This is a genomic window from Microbacterium gilvum, from assembly GCF_039543865.1.
Taxonomy (GTDB): domain Bacteria; phylum Actinomycetota; class Actinomycetes; order Actinomycetales; family Microbacteriaceae; genus Microbacterium; species Microbacterium gilvum.
In genome coordinates this window covers 162989-181770 of the sequence record NZ_BAABKO010000001.1, presented here as the reverse complement: position 1 = coordinate 181770, position 18782 = coordinate 162989, and the positions used below count along the sequence as shown (strand labels likewise).

General features: G+C 72.3%; 18 protein-coding genes. 10 read left to right on the top strand and 8 right to left on the bottom strand.

The genetic code is table 11. The features are described from left to right. The 4 genes from ABD998_RS00970 to otsA all read right to left on the bottom strand — a co-directional run bounded on the left by ABD998_RS00970 (position 1) and on the right by otsA (position 5787). Entirely contained in the window at positions 1–1806 is a 1806-nt protein-coding gene (locus tag ABD998_RS00970) for an acetolactate synthase large subunit (RefSeq protein ID WP_345435009.1), read from the bottom strand. 67 nt (positions 1807–1873) lie between these two features. Then, positions 1874–3553, bottom strand: a complete 1680-nt coding sequence (gene ilvD, locus ABD998_RS00965; RefSeq protein ID WP_345436881.1) for a dihydroxy-acid dehydratase — start codon at positions 3551–3553, stop codon at positions 1874–1876. Positions 3554–3586: 33 nt separating this feature from the next. Next, on the bottom strand, positions 3587–4363 hold the full coding sequence (gene otsB, locus ABD998_RS00960; protein WP_345435007.1) for a trehalose-phosphatase: 777 nt from the start codon (positions 4361–4363) through the stop codon (positions 3587–3589). Continuing rightward, positions 4360–5787 carry an alpha,alpha-trehalose-phosphate synthase (UDP-forming) gene (gene otsA, locus ABD998_RS00955; RefSeq protein WP_345435005.1) on the bottom strand — a complete coding sequence of 476 codons (1428 nt, stop codon included), beginning with the start codon at positions 5785–5787 and terminating at the stop codon, positions 4360–4362. The genes otsB and otsA overlap by 4 nt, the downstream gene beginning before the upstream one ends. A gap of 188 nt (positions 5788–5975) precedes the next feature. Here otsA and ABD998_RS00950 point away from each other — a divergent pair, with 188 nt between their 5' ends. The 7 genes from ABD998_RS00950 (at position 5976) to ABD998_RS00920 (ending at position 12170) form a co-directional block, all read left to right on the top strand. Further along, a complete protein-coding gene (locus ABD998_RS00950; protein WP_345435003.1) occupies positions 5976–6251 on the top strand; it encodes a hypothetical protein in 276 nt (91 codons plus the stop codon). Positions 6252–6331: 80 nt separating this feature from the next. Next, on the top strand, positions 6332–6793 hold the full coding sequence (locus ABD998_RS00945) for a MarR family winged helix-turn-helix transcriptional regulator (protein ID WP_345435001.1): 462 nt from the start codon (positions 6332–6334) through the stop codon (positions 6791–6793). Then, positions 6790–8025, top strand: coding sequence for an MFS transporter (locus ABD998_RS00940; RefSeq protein ID WP_345434999.1), 1236 nt, complete (start codon positions 6790–6792; stop codon positions 8023–8025). The genes ABD998_RS00945 and ABD998_RS00940 overlap by 4 nt, the downstream gene beginning before the upstream one ends. A 99-nt stretch (positions 8026–8124) precedes the next feature. Further along, entirely contained in the window at positions 8125–8721 is a 597-nt protein-coding gene (locus tag ABD998_RS00935) for a TetR/AcrR family transcriptional regulator (protein ID WP_345434997.1), read from the top strand. 35 nt (positions 8722–8756) lie between these two features. Then, entirely contained in the window at positions 8757–10181 is a 1425-nt protein-coding gene (locus tag ABD998_RS00930) for an MFS transporter (protein WP_345434995.1), read from the top strand. 30 nt (positions 10182–10211) lie between these two features. Further along, complete coding sequence (locus ABD998_RS00925) at positions 10212–11405, top strand: M20 metallopeptidase family protein (RefSeq protein ID WP_345434993.1); 1194 nt, start codon at positions 10212–10214, stop codon at positions 11403–11405. Positions 11406–11516: 111 nt separating this feature from the next. Next, a complete protein-coding gene (locus ABD998_RS00920; RefSeq protein ID WP_345434991.1) occupies positions 11517–12170 on the top strand; it encodes a GntR family transcriptional regulator in 654 nt (217 codons plus the stop codon). On the opposite strand, the gene ABD998_RS00915 is transcribed toward ABD998_RS00920, so the two are convergent. Together ABD998_RS00915 and ABD998_RS00910 are read right to left on the bottom strand one after the other, a co-directional pair. Then, the gene (locus tag ABD998_RS00915; RefSeq protein ID WP_345434988.1) at positions 12152–13561 is read right to left on the bottom strand and encodes an anthranilate synthase component I family protein; all 1410 of its coding nucleotides are present in this window, start codon (positions 13559–13561) and stop codon (positions 12152–12154) included. The two genes, ABD998_RS00920 and ABD998_RS00915, sit on opposite strands and share 19 nt — an antisense overlap. Further along, a complete protein-coding gene (locus ABD998_RS00910; RefSeq protein WP_345434986.1) occupies positions 13554–14156 on the bottom strand; it encodes an anthranilate synthase component II in 603 nt (200 codons plus the stop codon). The genes ABD998_RS00915 and ABD998_RS00910 overlap by 8 nt, the downstream gene beginning before the upstream one ends. 49 nt (positions 14157–14205) lie before the next feature. Here ABD998_RS00910 and ABD998_RS00905 point away from each other — a divergent pair, with 49 nt between their 5' ends. Beyond that, positions 14206–14970, top strand: coding sequence for an aminotransferase class IV (locus tag ABD998_RS00905; protein ID WP_345434984.1), 765 nt, complete (start codon positions 14206–14208; stop codon positions 14968–14970). On the opposite strand, the gene ABD998_RS00900 is transcribed toward ABD998_RS00905, so the two are convergent. Next, positions 14958–16010 (bottom strand): isopenicillin N synthase family dioxygenase, encoded by a 1053-nt coding sequence (locus ABD998_RS00900; protein WP_345434982.1) that lies wholly within the window; start codon positions 16008–16010, stop codon positions 14958–14960. The genes ABD998_RS00905 and ABD998_RS00900 overlap by 13 nt on opposite strands. A gap of 54 nt (positions 16011–16064) precedes the next feature. On the opposite strand from ABD998_RS00900, the gene ABD998_RS00895 reads away from it, so the two are divergent. Together ABD998_RS00895 and ABD998_RS00890 are read left to right on the top strand one after the other, a co-directional pair. Next, a complete protein-coding gene (locus ABD998_RS00895) occupies positions 16065–16667 on the top strand; it encodes a helix-turn-helix domain-containing protein (protein WP_345434980.1) in 603 nt (200 codons plus the stop codon). Positions 16668–16676: 9 nt separating this feature from the next. Beyond that, positions 16677–17321 (top strand): SIMPL domain-containing protein, encoded by a 645-nt coding sequence (locus tag ABD998_RS00890; protein WP_345434978.1) that lies wholly within the window; start codon positions 16677–16679, stop codon positions 17319–17321. 48 nt (positions 17322–17369) lie between these two features. Here ABD998_RS00890 and ABD998_RS00885 read toward each other — a convergent pair whose 3' ends face one another. Then, complete coding sequence (locus tag ABD998_RS00885; protein WP_345434976.1) at positions 17370–18746, bottom strand: glycoside hydrolase family 43 protein; 1377 nt, start codon at positions 18744–18746, stop codon at positions 17370–17372. Between the last annotated feature and the right edge of the window lie 36 nt (positions 18747–18782).

The window sequence follows — 18782 nt, the reverse complement described above, 5'->3', positions numbered from 1 at the left end:
TCAGTCCTCCTCGGAGAAGGCGGGCGAGTGATCGCGCGCGTACTGGACGTAGCTGTTGCTGACGCCCTGCGGCACCATGGGCCACACCATGGCGTCTGCGCTCACGACGAAGTCGATCACGACGGGGCGGTCGTTCGTCTCGAGGGCGAGGCGGATCGCGTCGTCGATCTCCTCCTCCTTCTCGACGCGGATGGCGAGGCAGCCGTACGCCTCCGCGAGCTTGACGAAGTCGGGGATGCGGACGGTGTCGTGCCCCGTCTGCAGGTCGGTGTTGGAGTAGCGGCCGTCGTAGAACAGCGTCTGCCACTGGCGCACCATGCCGAGCGACGAGTTGTTGATGATCGCGACCTTGATCGGGATGTCGTTGAGCGCGCACGTGGCGAGCTCCTGGTTCGTCATCTGGAAGCAGCCGTCGCCGTCGATCGCCCACACCACGCGGTCGGGCTGGGCGACCTTCGCACCCATGGCCGCGGGGACGGAGTAGCCCATGGTGCCGGCCCCGCCCGAGTTGAGCCACGAGTTCGGCCGCTCGTAGCGGATGAACTGCGCGGCCCACATCTGGTGCTGGCCGACGCCCGCTGCGTACACGCCCTCGGGCCCGGTGAGCTCGCCGATGCGCTGGATGATGTGCTGCGGGGCGAGCAGGCCGTCGGTCGTGGGCGTGTAGCCGAGGGGGTACTGGTCCTGCAGCCCTCGGAGGTACGCCCACCACTCGGCGTAGTCGGCGCCGTCGGACGCCGTCGCCGACCGGAAGGCGGTGTCGAGGTCGACGAGCACCTCCTTGAGGTCGCCCACGATCGGGACGTCGGCGGTGCGGATCTTCGAGATCTCGGCGGGATCGATGTCGACGTGCACGACCTTGGCGTTCGGGGCGAACAGCGCCGCCTTGCCCGTGACGCGGTCGTCGAAGCGCGCTCCGAGTGCCACGATGAGGTCGCTCTCCTGCAGCGCGAGCACGGCGGGAACCGACCCGTGCATGCCGGGCATGCCGAGGTGCTGACCGTGCGAGTCGGGGAACGCTCCGCGCGCCATGAGCGTCGTCACGACGGGAGCGCCGGTCGCCTCGGCGAAGGTCTTCAGCTCCTCGGACGCCCGGGCGCGGATGACGCCGCCGCCCACGTACAGCACGGGCTTGCGCGCCTCGGCGAGGAGGGCGACGGCCGCCTGGATCTGCTTGCCGTGCGCCTTCGTGACGGGGCGGTAGCCGGGCAGGTCGTAGCGCGGCGGCCACACGAACGGCGCCTCCGCCTGCTGCGCGTCCTTCGTGATGTCGACGAGCACGGGGCCGGGGCGGCCCGTGGAGGCGACCTCGAAGGCGGCCGCGATCGCGCCGGGGATCTCGGAGGCGTCCTTCACGAGGAACGAGTGCTTCGTGATCGGCATCGTGATGCCGACGATGTCCGCCTCCTGGAACGCGTCGGTTCCCATGAGGGTGGAGAACACCTGCCCCGTGATGGCGACCATGGGCACGGAGTCCATGTACGCGTCGGCGATGGCGGTGACGAGGTTGGTGGCACCGGGACCGCTCGTCGCGATCGCGACTCCCACCTTGCCGCTCGCGGCGGCGTAGCCCTCGGCGGCGTGCCCTGCGCCCTGCTCGTGGCGCACGAGGATGTGCCGCAGCTGGGTGGCGGACAGGAGCGGGTCGTAGACGGGGAGGATGGCGCCGCCCGGGAGCCCGAAGACGTCGGTCACACCGAGCAGCTCGAGCGAGCGGACGACGGCCTCGGCACCCGTGAGCACGGGCGCTTGCGCGGAGGTGCGGGCGGGTGGGCGTGGCACGGCCGGGGCGGATTCGGCAGGCATGATGATGCTTCCTCGCTTGATAATCGGGAGGGGCTGAGCGCGTCTCGCGCCGTGATGCGCGACCGGCTCAGCCGGTCGTCGCGCCTTCGGCGGCGGAGCGCACGAGCTTGGAGTACTTGGCCAGGACGCCTCGGGTGTAGCGCGGGGGCAGGGGCTCCCAGTCGGAACGGCGGGAGCTCAGCTCTGCCTCGTCGACGAGTAGGTCGAGAGTACGAGCCGCGATATCGACCCTGATCAGATCACCATCGCGCACGAGCGCGATCGGACCTCCGTCCGCCGCCTCTGGTGCGATATGGCCGATGCACAGTCCGGTTGTGCCGCCTGAGAATCGACCGTCCGTCAAGAGTAGTACATCCTTGCCGAGCCCTGCGCCCTTGATGGCCGCGGTGATGGCGAGCATCTCGCGCATGCCCGGCCCGCCCTTGGGCCCCTCGTAGCGGATGACGACGACGTCGCCTGCGCGGATGTCGCCCTCCGCGAGCGCGTCCATGGCTCCGCGCTCGCGCTCGAAGACGCGGGCCGGCCCCTCGAAGACGGAGGCGTCGAACCCGGCGGTCTTCACCACCGCGCCCTCCGGCGCGAGCGTGCCGTGCAGGATCGTGATGCCGCCGGTGGCGTGGATGGGATCGTCGAAGCGGTGCACGACGGTGCCGTCGATCGGATCGGGGTCGAGGTCGCGCAGGTTCTCGGCCACCGTCTTCCCCGTGACGGTGAGGGCGTCTCCGTGCAGGAGCCCTTCGTCGAGCATCGCCTTCATGATGACGGGGATGCCGCCGTGCCGGTCGACGTCGTTCATGACGTACTTCCCGAACGGCTTCATGTCCGCGACGTGGGGCACCCGGTCGCCGATGCGGTTGAAGTCGTGCAGCGAGAGCTCGACCTCCGCCTCGCGGGCGATCGCGAGCAGGTGCAGCACGACGTTGGTGGAGCCGCCGAGCGCCATCGCGAGCGCGATGGCGTTCTCGAACGACTCCTTCGTGAGGATGTCCTTCGTCGTGATCCCCTGGCGGAGGAGATTCACGACGGCCTCGCCGGAGCGATGGGCGAACTGGTCGCGGCGGCGATCGGCCGACGGCGGCGCGGCGGAGCCCGGCAGGCTCAGGCCGAGGGCCTCGGCGACCGACGCCATCGTGTTGGCCGTGTACATCCCGCCGCACGCGCCCTCGCCCGGCGCGAAGGCGCACTCGATGCGCTTCAGGTCCTCCTCCGACATGAGGCCGGCCCGGCAGGCGCCGACCGCCTCGAAGGAGTCGATGATGGTGATGTCCTTCTCCGTGCCGTCGGAGAGCTTGACCCAGCCCGGCGCGATCGATCCCGCGTAGAGGAAGACGCTCGAGAGCCCCAGGCGCGCGCTCGCCATGAGCATGCCGGGGATCGACTTGTCGCAGCCGGCCAGCAGGACGGTGCCGTCGAGGCGCTCGGCCATGATGACGGTCTCGACGCTGTCGGCGATGACCTCGCGGCTCACGAGCGAGAAGTGCATGCCCTCATGGCCCATCGAGATGCCGTCGGAGACCGAGACCGTCCCGAACTGCAGCGGGTACCCGCCGCCCGAGTGGACGCCCTCCTTGGCCCCCTGGGCGAGCCGGTCGAGCGAGAGGTTGCAGGGCGTGATCTCGTTCCAGCTCGAGGCGATGCCGATCTGGGGCTTGTCCCAGTCGGCGTCTCCCATCCCGACGGCGCGGAGCATTCCGCGCGACGTCGTGGCCTCGATGCCGTCGGTCACGACGCGGCTGCGGGGTTTCATGTCGATCGAGGACGCGTCGGTCACGGTGGCAGTCTATGCCTCTCGCGCGTCGACCTCGGCCTCTCGGGCGTCGGCGATCTCGTCGAGGAGCAGGGCGAGCGCTCCGGGGTCGGCGACGCGCACCTGCGCGGCGGTCTCGCCGTCGCCCACGCGCACCCCGAGATCGCCCTCGCCGAGCGACCGCAGCGCGTCCTCGTCTGTCACGTCGTCCCCCGCGAACACGACGCCCGTCGCGCCCGTCTCCGCGCGGAGCGCCGCGATCGCGGTGTCCTTGCCCTCGTGCCGCCAGGCGAACTCGACGACGTCGCGGCCCGTGCGCCGACGCCATCCTGGTGCGCGCTCGGCCACCAGCGCGTCCACGGCCCTCGCGGCCGCCGAGGCGGCGGCGTCGTCGGCGAGGCGCGTGTGCAGGCCGAACCCGAACGACTTCCGCTCGATCCACGCGCCCGCGACGTCGGCCACGGCGGCCTCCGCGTCGGCGATCAGGTCGGCGGCGCCGGCCGGAGCGTCCAGAGAGGACGCTCCCTCGGAGCCGGGCCGCCAGTGCTCTGCTCCATGCGAGCCGGACAGCCAGACGGGCGAGGCGTCGTCGTGCTCGGCGATGACGCGGAGGTCGGCGAGCGAGCGGCCCGACACGAACGCCACGACGGTGTCGGGTAGCGCTGCGAGCCGCGCGACGGCGGTGCGCGCCTCGGGGAGCGCACGCGCCGTCATCGGCTCGTCGACGAGCGGGGCGAGGGTGCCGTCGAAGTCGAGCGCGACGAGCAGGCGCCGCGTCCGGGCGACCTCCGCGATCGCGTGGGCCGTCACGAGGCGGCCGCCGTCCGCTGGGAGCGGATGTGCTCCAGGTCGGCGAGGAACCGCCTGCCCCAGCGCTCGACGTCGTTCTCGAGCACGCGCCGCCGCATGCTGCGCATGCGGCGGGACTGCTCAGCCGGGGACATCTCGATGGCGCGCATGACGGCGTCCTTCATGCCGTCGATGTCGTGGGGGTTCACGAGCAGCGCGCTGGAGAGCTCGTCCGCCGCTCCCGCGAACTCGCTCAGCATGAGCACGCCCCGGTTGTCGGCGTGCACGGCGACGTACTCCTTGGCGACGAGGTTCATCCCGTCGCGCAGGGCCGTGACGAGCATGACGTCGGCCGCGAGGTACAGCGCCACCATCTCCTCGCGGGGGAACCCCTGGTGGAGGTAGCGGATGGCGGTGTGGTGGATCGTGTCGTAGTCGCCGTTGATGCGCCCGACCGTGAGCTCGATCTCGTCGCGGAGGTCCTGGTAGGCCTCGACACCGGGACGGCTGGGGCTCGCGACCTGCACGAGCGTCACGTCGCCCACCTCGACGCGGCCGTCCTCGAGGAGCTCGCCGAACGCCTTCAGGCGGTGGCGGATGCCCTTCGTGTAGTCGAGCCGGTCGACGCCGAGCAGCACCTTCGACGGGTTGCCGAGCTGCTCGCGGATCTCGACCGCCCGCGCGCGGATCGCCGGGTCCTGCGCGAGCTCGATGAACGACTGCGCGTCGATCGAGATGGGATACGCCTTCGCGATGGCGGTCCGCGTCGTCCCGTCGGGCTGCGGCACCGAGATGGTGTCGCTCTTCGTCTGGTGTCGCAGCACGCGGCGGATCGAGCGCTGGAAGTTCCCGGCGTCGGAGACGCGCTGGAAGCCGATGACGTCGGCGCCGAGCAGTCCTTCGAGCACCTGGCGCCGCCAGGGGAGCTGCGCGTACAGCCCGTACGCGGGGAACGGGATGTGATGGAAGTACCCGATGACGATGTCGGGACGCAGCTCGCGGAGCATCTGGGGGACGAGCTGCAGCTGGTAGTCCTGCACCCAGACGAATCCCCCGGGGGCGACGACCTCGGACGCCGCCTCGGCGAAGCGGCGGTTGACCCGCACGTACGCGTCCCACCACGAGCGCTTGTAGACGGGCGTCGCGATGACGTCGTGGTAGAGCGGCCAGATGGTGCCGTTCGAGAAGCCCTCGTAGTAGTCCTCGAGCTCTTCCTCGCTGAGCGACACGGGCACGAGCCGCGTGCCGTCGAAGTCGAACGGCTCGACGTCGAGATCGGCCTTTCCGGCCCAGCCCACCCATGCGCCGTCGACCTTCTGCATCACCTGCTCGAGGGCGGTGACGAGACCGCCCGGTGACCGCCGCCACGCCGGCTCGCCGTCGTCGCCGGCGATCCGGTCGACGGGGAGGCGGTTGGCGATGACGACGAGTTCTGCTTCGGGCATGACGCTCCTCTGTTCGGCTCGTTCAGTGTATCCAGCGGCCCGTCGCCGCTCCCGACGGGCCGCCGCCCTTGACGCGCGCGCGGACTGCGGCTACCGCGCGGGCGCGTGCACCCCGCGGCCGTCGCGGCGACCGGACGCGGCCTCCCCGCGCCGATGCGCTCCCGCGACCAGGGCGCTAGCGTTGACCCATGCGCAAGTACCTCCTCGGAACCGGACTCTTCGGCGCGATCACGAGCGGCTACTCGCTCCTCAAGGGCTCCGACGACCGCCGGTTCACATGGCGCGTCGCGCTCGCCTGGCTGAGCTGGGGCATCACCCTCGCCCTCGCGATCGGGGAGGCGCGCGACATCCGCACCGCGTCACGGGGCGGCACGGTGGCCGACGACTCCCCCATCTCCGGCAAGGAGTACAAGTACTCGGGAGCCGCGAAGCCGCGCGACGCGGGCCGGCGCACACGGAAGTAGCAGAACGGGGCGCCCGTAGGGGCGACCTCTTCCGTCCCACATATATAACCTACGTATATATATGGGTTATACTCATCCGCGTGGAACACGCAGCCGACCTCGAGCGCCTCATCATCGCGGCGCATGCGCTCACGCGCATCGCCGCCCTGGAGACGCGCAGCGAGGCCCCGGCCGCTCAGTGGCGCACGCTCGCGCTCCTGCGCGACAACGGGCCGCTCCGCATCGGCGAGCTCGCCCGGCTGAGCCGCGTCACGCAGCCGGGGATGACGAAGCTCGCCGGCGCCATGGAGCAGGCGGGCCTCGTCATCCGAGAGCCCGATCCCGACGACTCCCGCGCGGTGCGCGTGATCGCCACCCCCGAGGGCGAGGCCGCGTACGCCGGATGGCGCGCGCAGTTCGTCGCCGCCCTCCTCCCCCGCTTCTCCGACCTCGGGGCCGCCGACTGGGATGCCCTGCGCACCGCGGCCGACCTGCTCTCGCGCCGGACGACGGGAGAGACGCCCATCCGCCCCGCACCAGGAGAGGAGCCATCCGAGCGATGAGCTCAGGACAGCACAACGGATCCATCTGGAAGCAGCCGACCGCCGTCTGGGCGGTCGCGTTCGCGAGCGTCGTCGCCTTCATGGGGATCGGCCTCGTCGACCCCATCCTGCCCGCGATCGCCGAGCAGCTGCATGCGACGCCGGCCGAGAGCGAGCTGCTCTTCACGAGCTATCTCGTCATCACGGGGCTCGTCATGCTCTTCACGAGCGTCGTTTCGAGCCGCATCGGGGCCAAGCGGACCCTGCTCGCCGGTCTCGGCTTCATCCTCGTCTTCGCCTTCCTCTGCGCGATCAGCGGCTCGGTCGACCTCGTCATCGGATTCCGCGCCGGATGGGGCCTCGGCAACGCGCTCTTCATCTCCACGGCGCTCGCCACCATCGTGGGCGCGGCGGCGGGCGGCAGCGCGGGCGCCATCATGCTCTACGAGGCCGCGCTCGGCGTGGGCCTCGCCATCGGGCCGCTCCTGGGCGGCCTCCTCGGGTCCCTCACGTGGCGCGCGCCGTTCTTCGGCGTGGCGGTGCTCATGGCGATCGCCGTCATCGCGATCTCGGTCCTGCTGAAGACGCCCCCCGCCGCCGAGCGCCCCCAGCCCGTCCGCCTGACAGCGGCCTTCCGCGCGCTCGGCACCCCCGCGCTCGGCCTCCTCGCCGTCGCAGCGGTCTTCTACAACGTCGCCTTCTTCGTGCTCCTCGCGTACTCCCCGTTCCCTCTCGGGTTCGACGCCATGGGCATCGGGCTGACGTTCTTCGGATGGGGTCTCGCGCTCGCGATCTCGTCGGTGTGGGGCGCCCCCCTCCTCCTCCGGGTCGTGAAGCGCACGACCGCAATCGTCATCGTGCTGCCTCTCATCGCCGTCGACCTCGTCGTCGCCGGGATCCTCGTGGAGAGCAAGGCCGCCCTCGTCGCCTGCATCGTCGCGGGCGGGTTCCTCTTCGGGTTCATGAACACGATCCTCACGGAGACCGTCATGGACGCCACCGACATCCCGCGGCCGATCGCGTCGTCCGCCTACTCCGGCGTGCGCTTCCTGGGCGGAGCCGCCGCACCCCCCGTGGCCGCGCTCCTCGCCGAGCTCGGCGGCCACACCGCCCCGTACGTCTTCGGCGCCGCCGCGGCGGTCGTCGCCGCGATCGTCGTCCTCACGGGACGCCGCCTGCTGGCCCGTGCGGACGCCGCGCATGAGACGCCGGCGCGGCAGGCGGAGGCCGTGGCGCTCGGCGACGCCGGCTGAGGCGCATCGCATGCCCAGGAGGCGCCGCCCGACCGGGCGGCGCCTCCTGGGCATGTGCACGAAACATTTCCGAAACGGAACGTACCGTAATCTGACGGCATGTCATCCCACGACGGCCCCGGCCGCCCCGCCGACGCCGAGCTGACGGCCCGCATCCTCGACGCCGTCGTCGCCGAGCTCGAAGACGGCGGCTACGCCGGTCTCCGGATCGAGCGCGTCGCCGCACGAGCGGGCTGCGGCAAGACCGCGATCTACCGGCGCTACGCGGATCGCGGTGTGCTGGCCGCCGCCGCCATCCGTCGGCACCTCGTGCTCGGCGAGATGCCCGACACGGGCTCGGTCGTCGACGACCTGCTCGCCCATGTCGAGCAGAACCAGGCGAACCAGGCCCAGAACGCGGCGCGCATCGGCTTCTCGTCGGTCGCGCGCAGCGCCTTCGCGAGCGACGTCTTCCCGCACCTGTGGGAGAGCTTCTTCGCCGCGCGCCGCGACCAGGGCGTCGCCATCCTCCGCCGCGGCGCCGCCCGCGGCGAGCTGTCCGCCGACGCGGACCCCGATCTCATCCTCGACGCGCTCGCCGGACTCACCCTCTACCGGCAGGGCGTGAAGGGCGTCACCATCGCCCGCGAGGAGTACCGCGACGTGATCGCGGCCCTGCTCCGCCTGCCGCCTCGGCGGCACCCCCTCGCCCCCTGACCGCGGCACGGCCGCGACCCGAGAAAAAGGCCATCATGACCGACTCCCCCGCCGTGCGCACCTCCGTGCGCGCGATCGTCGGATTCCTCCTCTTCTGCGAGCTCGCGAGCGGATTCGTGCAGGGCTACTACGCCCCGCTGCTCGCCGACATCGCCCGTCATCTCGGCGTCAACGACGCCGACATCACCTGGTTCCTCACCGTGCAGACGCTCGCGGCCGCCGTGTGCGTCCCGCTCCTGTCGAAGCTCGGCGACATCTTCGGCCACCGGCGCATGCTCCGGATCGCCGTCGTGTCGGTGCTCGTCGGCGTGCTCGTGACGGCGCTCGTGCCGCACTACGGCGTCGTTCTCGCCTCCCGCGTGCTCGTCGGCCCTCTCGCCGTCTGGCTCCCGCTCGAGATCGCTCTCGTGCACAACCGCATCACGGGCGACGGCGCCCGCAAGGCGATCGGCATGCTCGTCTCCGTGCTCACCTTCGGCGCGATCCTCGGCACCGTGGCCTCGGGGATCGTGAGCGCCGTATCGCCCTCGCTCACCATCACGCTGCTCGTGCCGGGCGTCCTCGTCGTCGTGAGCGTGTACGCCGTGTTCGCCAAGGTGCCGGAGTCGACCAGCCGCACGCACCCGCACGTCGACGTGCTCGGCTTCGTCGGGCTCGGCGTCGCGATGGTCTCCCTCCTGCTCGGCCTCCACCTCGCCTCCGACCACGGCTTCGCCTCCCCGCTCACGCTCGGCGTGCTCGCCTTCGCCCTCGTCGTCTTCGCGGCGTGGGTCGTGTGGGAGCGCCGTGCGGAGGCTCCCGCCGTCGACGTCGCACTCGTGACCTCGCGCCGGCTCGGCCCGATCTACCTCACCGCCTTCGGGTTCGGCGCCGTCATGTTCGGCGGTCAGGCGCCGTCGTCGACCTTCCTCGCGGCCGATCGCGCGGTGGCCGGCTACGGCTTCGACGCCGACGCGAGCCTCATCTCGGCCATGACCGCTCTCGTGACGATCCTCGCGACGATCGGCGCGGCGACGTTCTCGACGCTCGCCCGGCGCATCGGGATGCGCGCCGTGCTCATCCTCGGCGCATCGCTCGCCGCGTTCGGCAACGCGCTCGTCATCCCCTTCCACGACGAGCTCTGGCAGCTGTGGATGACGAACGGCTTCAAGGGGGTCGGCATGGGCCTGCTGCTGGGGGCGCTGCCCGCGACCCTCGCCGAGCTCGCCCCGAGCGATCAGACCGGCATCGCCGCGGGCGTGTACAACTCGCTGCGCACGCTCGGCGGAGCTGCGGCCGGCGCCGTGTTCGCCCTCGTCCTCTCGACGGCGCTCGCCCCCGGCGCCGACTTCCCCGGCATCGATGGCTACATCACGATCTGGGCCGTGGAGGCCTGCGCGTTCGCCGTCGGCGTCGTCGCCCTCGCCTTCCTGCGTCTGCCGGCCGGCACGCGCACCGCCCAGCCCGTCGCCGCGCACTGACCACCCCCCCCCGATCGGAGAGCACCACCCATGACCGCACCCGACTTCCGCGCGGCAGGCGCCGAGATCCTTCCCGACCTCGTCGCCCTTCGTCGCGCGCTCCACGCCGAGCCCGAGCTGGGCCTCGACCTGCCCGCGACGCAGCGCAGGGTCATCGACGCCCTCTCCGGACTCGATCTCGAGATCTCCCTCGGCACGGGCCTCACCTCGGTCGTCGCCGTGCTGCGCGGCGGGCGGCCGGGCCCCACGGTGCTGCTGCGCGGCGACATGGACGCCCTGCCGATCGTCGAGCTCGCGCCGGTCGACTTCGCGTCGGCCAACGGCTCCATGCACGCGTGCGGCCACGACCTGCACACCGCGGGGCTCGTGGGCGCCGCCCGGCTGCTGCACGCGCACCGCGCCGACCTCGCGGGCGATGTCGTCTTCATGTTCCAGCCGGGCGAGGAGGGGCAGGGGGGCGCCCGCATCATGATCGAGGAGGGCCTGCTCGATGCCTCGGGATCGAAGCCCGTCGCGGCCTACGCCGTGCACGTCGCCCCCGGCCCGCGCGGCGTGTTCGCGACCCGCGCCGGTGCGGCGTGCGCGGGCTCCAACCAGCTCGCGGTGACCGTGAAGGGCCGCGGCGGGCACGGCTCGCAGCCGCATCAGACGATCGATCCCGTGCCCGTGGCCGCGGAGATCGTGCTGGCGCTGCAGACGTTCGCCAACCGGCGCTTCGACGCCTTCGACCCGGTCATCCTCTCCGTCACGAAGCTCGACGCCGGCGACGCCGTCAACGTCATCCCGGAGAGCGCACGCCTCGCGGCGACGATCCGGACGCTCTCCCCCGCCTCGCTCGCGATCCTCCAGGACGAGATGCCGCGACTGGTCAGGGGGATCGCCGAGGCGCACGGCTGCACCGCCGATGTCGAGTTCGACGTGATGTACCCCGTCACCGTCAACGACGCCGTCACGACCGCCGCCGCCGTGGCGGCCCTGCGAGACGCGTTCGGCACCGGGCGGGTGCTCGAGATGCCGACGCCCATGATGGGCTCGGAGGACTTCTCCTTCGTCCTCGACGAGGTCCCCGGCACGTTCGTCGCGCTGATGACCTCGCCTCCCGACCTCGATCCCGCGACGATCGAGTGGAACCACTCGCCCCGCGTGCAGTTCGACGACGCGGTGCTCGGCGATCAGGCCGCCGCGCTCGCCACGCTCGCGTGGCGACGCCTCGCCGCCGGGTGACGACCATCCGGGTACCCCGCGGAGGCCCTTGCGTGGTCCTCTCGCGGGGCACCCGGACTGCACAGGCGCCGCGTCCTACAATTCGAGGATGCCCGCTACCCGCACGGCCGCATGAGCGGCTTCGCCCCCCTCAACGCACCGACGCCGACCCGCCTGAGCGACGTCGTGTTCGAGAAGATCGCCGCGTCGATCATCTCCGGCGAGTTCGCGCCCGGCACGCAGCTCAAGGACGACGAGCTCGCCACCTCGCTCGGCGTCTCGCGCATGCCCGTGCGGGAGGCGTTCCTGCGCCTCGAGCGCACCGGCATGATCGAGATGGTCGCGAGCCGCTACACGCGCGTCGCCGACCTCACCCCCGAGCTCGTCCGCGACGCCTTCGAGTTCGCCGGCAACCAGGCCGGATGGGCCGCTCTGCTCGCCGTGCAGCGCATGGCCGACGACGAGCTCGACGCGGCGCTCGGGCTCCTCGACGGCGTCATCGCCGGCGACAGCTCCACGGCCGAGCAGCGGCTGCGTGCCGACGCGTTCTACATGCACCTCGTCGCCCACTCGCGCAGCCCCCACCTCGTGCTCGTCACGCGCGACATCACGCTCGCGCTCGCACGCGCCGTCCACAGCGTCGACTTCGACGTCATCCCGGAGGATCTGCGGGCCCGGATGGACGACGGCTACCGTCGGCTGCGCACCGCTCTCGAGGCGCGGGACGCGGCCGCGGCCGAGCGCACCGTGCGCGAGATCCACGCGGTCTACGCGTCCGCCGTCTGACTCGCCGAAGCCGTCCGACTCGAGAAGGGGTGCCGCGCGCCGAAGACGTCCAGCAGCGCGGCGCTCTTCGCGACCGTCTCGTCGGCCTCCGACGAGACCTCGCTGTCGATCGTGATGGCGCCGCCGGTGCCGATGACGGCCTCGCCGTCGCGGATGACCGCGGTGCGGATGACGACGGACAGGTCCACCGCGCCGCATCGTGAGAAGAGTCCCAGCACTCCCGAGTACACGCCGCGCGGCGCGGCCTCGAGCCGGTCCAGCAGCTCGACGGTGCGCCGTTTCGGCGCTCCCGTCATCGACCCTGGCGGGAAGAGCGCCTGCGCCGCCCGCACGCCGGCGGACGGACCGGGGAGCAGCCTCGAGCGGACGACCGTCACGAGCTGGTGGACCGTCGCGTAGCTCTCCACGGCCATCAGGTCGGGGACCTCGACGCTGCCGGGCGCGCTCACCCGGCCGAGGTCGTTGCGCAGGAGGTCGACGATCATGAGGTTCTCGGCGCGCGTCTTGGGGTCGGCCGCGAGCGCCCGCGCCGCCGCCGAGTCTCCGATCGGGTCGTCGACGCGGCGCGCGGTGCCCTTGATGGGCTTCGTCTCCGCGCGGCCGTCGGGGGCGACCGCGAGGTAGCGCTCCGGTGAGCACGACAGCACGGATCGACCCGGGAGGCGGAGGAAGGCGGCGTAGGGGGCGGGGTTCGCCCTGCGGAGCCGGCGGTACGCGCCGAGGGGCTCCTCCGCGACGGGGACGCGGAGCGCATAGGTGTAGCACGCCTCGTAGGAGTCGCCGGCCTCGAGCCAGGTGCGCACCTCGGCGAGATCGGCGCCGTAGCGCGCGCGGTCGACGGATGCCGTCGCCGCGACCGGCGATGGCGCGGGAGGGACGGCCGGGGCCGGCGGGCACGCCTCGATGCGCGCGAGCGTGCGGTCGAGCCAGGCGCGGCCATCCGCCGCGTCGGCCTCGGGGCCGACGGCCACGGCGTGGACGACGTGCTCGCGGTGGTCGACGACGACGAACCTGCTGAGCCGCACGAGCTGGGCGATCGGCTCTCCCGGCGCGGCGGACGCGCCGATGTCCTTGGCGCCGTATCCGATCCATCCGACCCATCCGCCGGCGAACGGCAGGCCGGGGATGGGCGCCACGGGCCGTGCGGCGATGTCGTCGGCGACCGCCGTCCAGGGGTCGTCGCCCGGCGCGAAGTCGCGGACGTCGGCCCGTCCGCCGTCCGGCGCGCCGAGGATCGACCAGCGGCCCATCCCGTACGCCGTCTGCGCGCTGTCGAGCCAGACGGCGATCTCGTCGTCGGCGTGGAGGTGGGTGAAGAGCGCCTCGCCGTCGACGCGGAGGGGCCGGCTCTCCGTCCACGCGCGCCAGCGTGCATCCACCGTGTCACTCATGCCCCGCTCCCTCCTGGTGCAGGAAGCGGGCGAGGATGGCCGCGCCGTGCGGCGTGCCGATCGACTCGGGATGGAACTGCACTCCGAACCATCCCCGTTCCGGGTCCTCTCCTGCCATCGCGACGCCGTCGGCCGTGCGGGCGGTGATCCGCAGCGGCGCGGGATCCGCGACGGCGAGCGAGTGGTAGCGCGTCGCCTCGAACCTCCGAGGGGTGTCGGCCAGCAGCACCGACGATCCGTCATGCGCGACGACGTCGACGCGTCCGTGGGCGGGACGAGGCGCGGGCACGACGCTCCCGCCGAGCGCGACCGCCATGGTCTGGAAGCCGAGGCACACCCCGAGGACGGGGACGCTCGCGACGGCGAGGAGGTCGAGCGCGCGGCCGACGTCGTCCGCGCGGTGGGGCGTGCCTGGCCCCGGCCCCAGCACGATGTGCGAGTAGGCGTCGACGGAGCCGAGGTCGATCCGGTCGCTCTCCACGAGGTCGGGCCGCGCTCCCGTCTCGCACCAGAGCAGCTGCAGGAGATTGCCGGTGTACGAGTCGTAGTTGTCGACGAGGAGCACGCGCCGACGCGGCTGGGGACCCTTCGTCATCGCCTCCATTGTGCGGCATGCGCGGCGTCGAGGGTGCCAGACTGGCTCCATGCAGCAGCTCGACGGCGCCCCCGCACCGCCCTCGGAGCTGCAGGCGCTCGCGCTCGTGAACTTCGGGCACTTCACGACCATGCGGGTGACGCGGGCGGCGGTGCGCGGGCGGGATCTCCACCTCGCGCGCCTCGCGCGCGACGCGCGGACCCTGTTCGACATCGCGCTCGACCCCGTCCTCGTGCGCACGCGGCTGCGCGAGGCGCTCGCCGACGAGCCGGATGACGTCGTCGCCCGCGTGACGGTGTTCGACCCCGCGCTCCCGCTCGAGCGCACGGGCGCGCCGGCGAGCCCCCGCATCCTCGTGACGCCGAGGCCGGCGCCCCGGGGGCCGGCCTCTGCTCTGCGACTGCGCTCGACCGCGTACCGGAGGGACGCGCCGCGCATCAAGCACACGGGGCTCTTCGGCGCGCTGGCCGAACGACGCGCCGCGCAGCGGGCCGGGTTCGACGACGCGGTGTTCGCCGATGCGGAGGGGCGGCTGTCGGAGGGCCCGACGTGGAGCCTCGGGTTCTGGGACGGCGACGGGATCGTGTGGCCGGAGGCCGACGTGCTCGAGGGCGTCACCCGCTCCCTCCTCGGGGGCGGGACACGGGAGATCCGGCGGCGCGACCTCTCCCGCATGCGCGCCGCCTTCACCGCGAACGCGGGCACCGGCATCCGCCCCGTCGCGTCGATCGACGACGTGACGTGGGATGCCGGGCATCCCGCGCTCGCACGGATCGCCGCCTCGTACGAGGCGATCGCGCCTCAGCCGCTGTAGGCCGACAGCACGCGCTCGGCCTCGCGAGCCGTGTCTTCCGTGTTGTTGACGAGCTGACGCGATCCGCGCAGCTTCGCCGCGATGTGCTCGCCGACCGTGACGGGCGCGTAGAGGGGCTGCTCCCCCGGTGCGACGGTCCCGGGGATCGTCTCGATGACCGCGTCGACATTGCCGTCGAAGAAGAACGCGGCCGATCGGCGGCGACGGATGGTGCCGTCGATGACGGGCGGCTTCACGCGGTGCAGCGTCGAGCGCCAGCGCTCGTTGGTCATGCGCGCCGTGACGTCGCCGAGGTTGACGAGCAGCGCGCCGGGCAGCGGCGAGACGTCGTGCCATCCGCCGTCGGCGTCGAGCACCTGGAGCCCCTTGACGTCGTCCGCCCAGAGCAGGGTGACGATGCCGAAGTCGGTGTGCTCGCCCATCCCGATGAGATCGCCGTCGAGATCGACGCGTGTGCCGTCGGGGAGGGCGTAGTTGTTCATCCGCAGCACGTTGAGGGAGTGGTCCGTCATGAGGTCGAAGTGCCCGGGGGCGAGGCCGAGCGCATCGGCGAAGATGCGCATCATGACGCGGGCCACGTCGTCGGCCTCGGCGAGCCACCCTTCGACGTCCTCGCGGAAGGACTCCGCCTCGGCCGGCCAGATGTTGTCGGCGTACTCCGCGCCGTCGAGGTCGGCATGCGGGTAGTGGGCCGCGGTGAAGCCGACGTTGAACGCCTCGAAGAAGTCGTTCATGCGCTCCGCCTTCTCGACGCCGAGGCTCAGGCTCAGCCGCTCCGACTTCGGGGGCGTGTAGCCGCGGTTGATCCCCTTCGGCGCGCGGTAGCCCGCCTTGACGTCGGCGGGCAGGGCGAAGAACCGGTCGATGGCGCGGCCGAGGCGCGCCCATGCCTCCAGGCCGATGCCATGCCCCGTGATCTGCATGAAGCCGACGGTGCGCGCGGCCTCGTCGAACGCCGCCGCGACCGCGGCGCGCGCCGCCTCGTCGCCGTCGGCGATGTACGGGGTGATGTCGATCGCCGGTACCGTGAACTCGGACATCGAGAACCTCCTTCTGCGGCGCCCCCGGCGCCGAAATGATAAGTATTGGTAATCATGACGGATGACCGAGAGCCGCGGGTTTCCGCGACGTTACAGATCGACGACGACGTCACGGCCGCCGTGGGGCGCGCCCTCGCCGCCGCGCGCGCCGACGCCGGCATGTCGATGCGCGAGCTCGCTCGCCGCGCCGAGGTGAGCCAGCCGTTCCTCAGCCAGGTCGAGAGGGGGCGCGCCATCCCGTCGATCCTGACGCTCTACCGGATCGCCGAGGCGCTCGGCCTGTCTCCGCGCGCGCTCATGCCCCGCACGGGAGACGTCCGCGCGGGCGCGCGCATCGTGCGGAGCGCCGAGGGCGTGCGGATGGCCGTGTCGGAGAGCCCCGACGCCGCCCGCGCCCGTCTCCTCACGGCCGGCGGCGACCACCGGCTCGAGGTCGTCGAGTACGACGTCGCACCGGGCCAGGATCTCGGCGACGCGTTCCGCAGCGCCGGCGAGATGACGGTGTACGTCCTCTCCGGCGAGCTGATCGTCGACGTCGAGGGCGAGGCGACCGCGACCCTCTCGGCGGGCGACGCCATCTCGCACGACGCGGCGCTGCCGCATCGCTGGCGCGCCCCGCGGGGCGCGCGCGTCCTCCTCGCGGTCAGCCACGCGTAGGGTCGGGGCATGAGCGACGTCGTGATCACCGTCCGCGGCGAGGACGAGGAGCGGGTCGCACCCGAGCTCGGCACCGCGCATGTCGTCGTGCGGGCCGAAGGGGCCGTGCGCACGGAGGTCGTCGATGCGCTCACCGCTCTCGCTGCACCCGTGCGCGCGTCGCTCGACGCGCGCGAGACGTCGGGAGCCGTCGGCGAGTGGTCGATCGGTCGGATGGCGCTGCACACCGAACGGCCGTGGACGCCGACGGGCGAGGGCACCGAGCCCGTGCACCACGCGTCGCTCGACGTCTCGGCGTCGTTCGCCGACGCAGGCGACCTGTCCGAGTGGCTTGCGGAGATCTCCCCGTGGGACGGCGTCGAGATCAGCCGGGTCGAGTGGCGCCTGACCGCCGCGACGCGGGCCGCGGTCGAGCGCACCGTGGCCGCGCGCGCGATCCGGTCCGCGGTCGCGCGTGCGACGGCGTACGCGGCGGCGATCGGACGCGACGAGGTCGTCCCCCTCGAGCTCGCCGACGCCGGCCTGCTCGGGCGATCGGACGACGTCGCCGCGTTCGCCAAGGCCGTGAGCGCCGACGGGGCGGGGTCGACCTCGCTGCGACCGGAGGACCTCGTCATCGGCGCCGTCGTCGAGGCGCGCTTCGCCGCGCGCTGAGGCCGCGGGCGCGTCGCCCCGGGGCCTCGCCCCGTCTCTGCCGGATGATCAGCTCCGGCCGGGCTTGCCGACCGTGAGCGCAGCCGGCTCGCTGCGGACGACGCCGTGCGCGTTCTCGACGACGGCACGGACGAGCAGGTCGCCGCGCACCCTGTCGACGCGGTAGGCCGCGATCCCGTCGACCGCCCGCTCCGCGCGCGATCCCGCGGCGGCCGTCCACGTCGCGCCGCCGTCCGACGAGGTCTCCCACGTGACGACGGGGGCCGGGGACCCCGTCACCTCGACCGTGAACTCCGCCGACCGGTTCTTCCGCACCGATGCGTCCTGCGGCGCCGTCACGATCACGGCGGGCTCCGCCGTCTCGTCGGCGACGGGCCATCCGTCCACCCACTCGAGGCGCTGCAGGCCGAGACGCGGGAAGTACGGGATCTCGGCGTTCGCCGCGTCGTAGTAGTGGAACGCGAGTACGCCGTCCGCGACCGACTGACCGCCCGGGCCGACGATCGCGCCGTGCGCGTCGAGCAGCGTCGTGCCCCCGCCGCCGAGCATGTCCCTGCCGTCCCGGTCGAGGTACGGGCCCGTGACCGACGACGAGCGCCCGACGGCGACGTGGTACGTGCTGTCCGCTCCCTGGCAGCACGCGTCGAACGACACGAAGAGGTAGTACCAGCCGTCGTGCTCCTCGATGAAGGGGGCCTCCACGCGGTTTCCCGGCGCGAAGCGGTCGACCAGGTGCACGGCGTCCTCGAGCGCTCCCGCGACGGGCTTGCCGCTGGGCCACTCCAGCTCGACGAGGAAGATGCCGTACCAGTGCGACCCGATCGCCATGTAGGGCGTGCCGTCGGCGTCCTCGACGATGCCGGCGTCGATCGCGTTGAACTCCTTGCCGTCGGCGATGGTCTGCGGCGACGAGATGACGGGCCCCTGGTCGACCCACTCGTAGGCGGGATCGTCGGGATCGAGCGTCGTGTTGGTCGCGAGGGCGGTGACCGACGTGTTCGTCCCGAAGCGGGACGCCGAGTAGTAGAGGTAGTACACGCCGTCGTGCTCGTGGATCTCGGGCGCCCACAGGTTGTCGGGCAGCGCCCCGTCGGAGAAGTCGGCGTCGATCCATGCCGGGATCTCGTCCCAGACGTTGTCGCCGCGCTCCCATGTCACGCCGGCGTCGTCCGACGACCAGGTGAGGATGGTGCCTCCGCCCGCGCGTCCGACCTCGCCCGTGGAGTACACGTACCACGTGCCCGTCTCCTCGTCGATGAACAGCGAGGGGTCATGGACGGGAGCGGTCTCCCCCGTGATCGACAGACCTCCCGAGGGCTCGGCCGCGGCGGGGCCCGCGAGAGTCGGGGCGGCGATGGCGACGGTCGTGAGGACCGCCGCCCCCGCGACCGCGAGGGATCGGATGACTGTTCTGCGTGCCGGCATGTCCACCCTTTACAACGTTGTATACAGGTCGACGCC

Excerpts from the sequence above, each read along its gene's own strand:
- ABD998_RS00970 (WP_345435009.1), bottom strand. The coding sequence starts at position 1,806 with ATGCCTGCCGAATCCGCCCCGGCCGTGCCACGCCCACCCGCCCGCACC.
- ilvD (WP_345436881.1), bottom strand. The coding sequence starts at position 3,553 with ATGAAACCCCGCAGCCGCGTCGTGACCGACGGCATCGAGGCCACGACG.
- otsA (WP_345435005.1), bottom strand. The coding sequence starts at position 5,787 with ATGCCCGAAGCAGAACTCGTCGTCATCGCCAACCGCCTCCCCGTCGAC.
- ABD998_RS00950 (WP_345435003.1), top strand. The coding sequence starts at position 5,976 with ATGCGCAAGTACCTCCTCGGAACCGGACTCTTCGGCGCGATCACGAGC.
- ABD998_RS00940 (WP_345434999.1), top strand. The coding sequence starts at position 6,790 with ATGAGCTCAGGACAGCACAACGGATCCATCTGGAAGCAGCCGACCGCC.
- ABD998_RS00935 (WP_345434997.1), top strand. The coding sequence starts at position 8,125 with ATGTCATCCCACGACGGCCCCGGCCGCCCCGCCGACGCCGAGCTGACG.
- ABD998_RS00930 (WP_345434995.1), top strand. The coding sequence starts at position 8,757 with ATGACCGACTCCCCCGCCGTGCGCACCTCCGTGCGCGCGATCGTCGGA.
- ABD998_RS00925 (WP_345434993.1), top strand. The coding sequence starts at position 10,212 with ATGACCGCACCCGACTTCCGCGCGGCAGGCGCCGAGATCCTTCCCGAC.
- ABD998_RS00920 (WP_345434991.1), top strand. The coding sequence starts at position 11,517 with ATGAGCGGCTTCGCCCCCCTCAACGCACCGACGCCGACCCGCCTGAGC.
- ABD998_RS00915 (WP_345434988.1), bottom strand. The coding sequence starts at position 13,561 with ATGAGTGACACGGTGGATGCACGCTGGCGCGCGTGGACGGAGAGCCGG.
- ABD998_RS00910 (WP_345434986.1), bottom strand. The coding sequence starts at position 14,156 with ATGACGAAGGGTCCCCAGCCGCGTCGGCGCGTGCTCCTCGTCGACAAC.
- ABD998_RS00905 (WP_345434984.1), top strand. The coding sequence starts at position 14,206 with ATGCAGCAGCTCGACGGCGCCCCCGCACCGCCCTCGGAGCTGCAGGCG.
- ABD998_RS00900 (WP_345434982.1), bottom strand. The coding sequence starts at position 16,010 with ATGTCCGAGTTCACGGTACCGGCGATCGACATCACCCCGTACATCGCC.
- ABD998_RS00895 (WP_345434980.1), top strand. The coding sequence starts at position 16,065 with ATGACGGATGACCGAGAGCCGCGGGTTTCCGCGACGTTACAGATCGAC.
- ABD998_RS00890 (WP_345434978.1), top strand. The coding sequence starts at position 16,677 with ATGAGCGACGTCGTGATCACCGTCCGCGGCGAGGACGAGGAGCGGGTC.
- ABD998_RS00885 (WP_345434976.1), bottom strand. The coding sequence starts at position 18,746 with ATGCCGGCACGCAGAACAGTCATCCGATCCCTCGCGGTCGCGGGGGCG.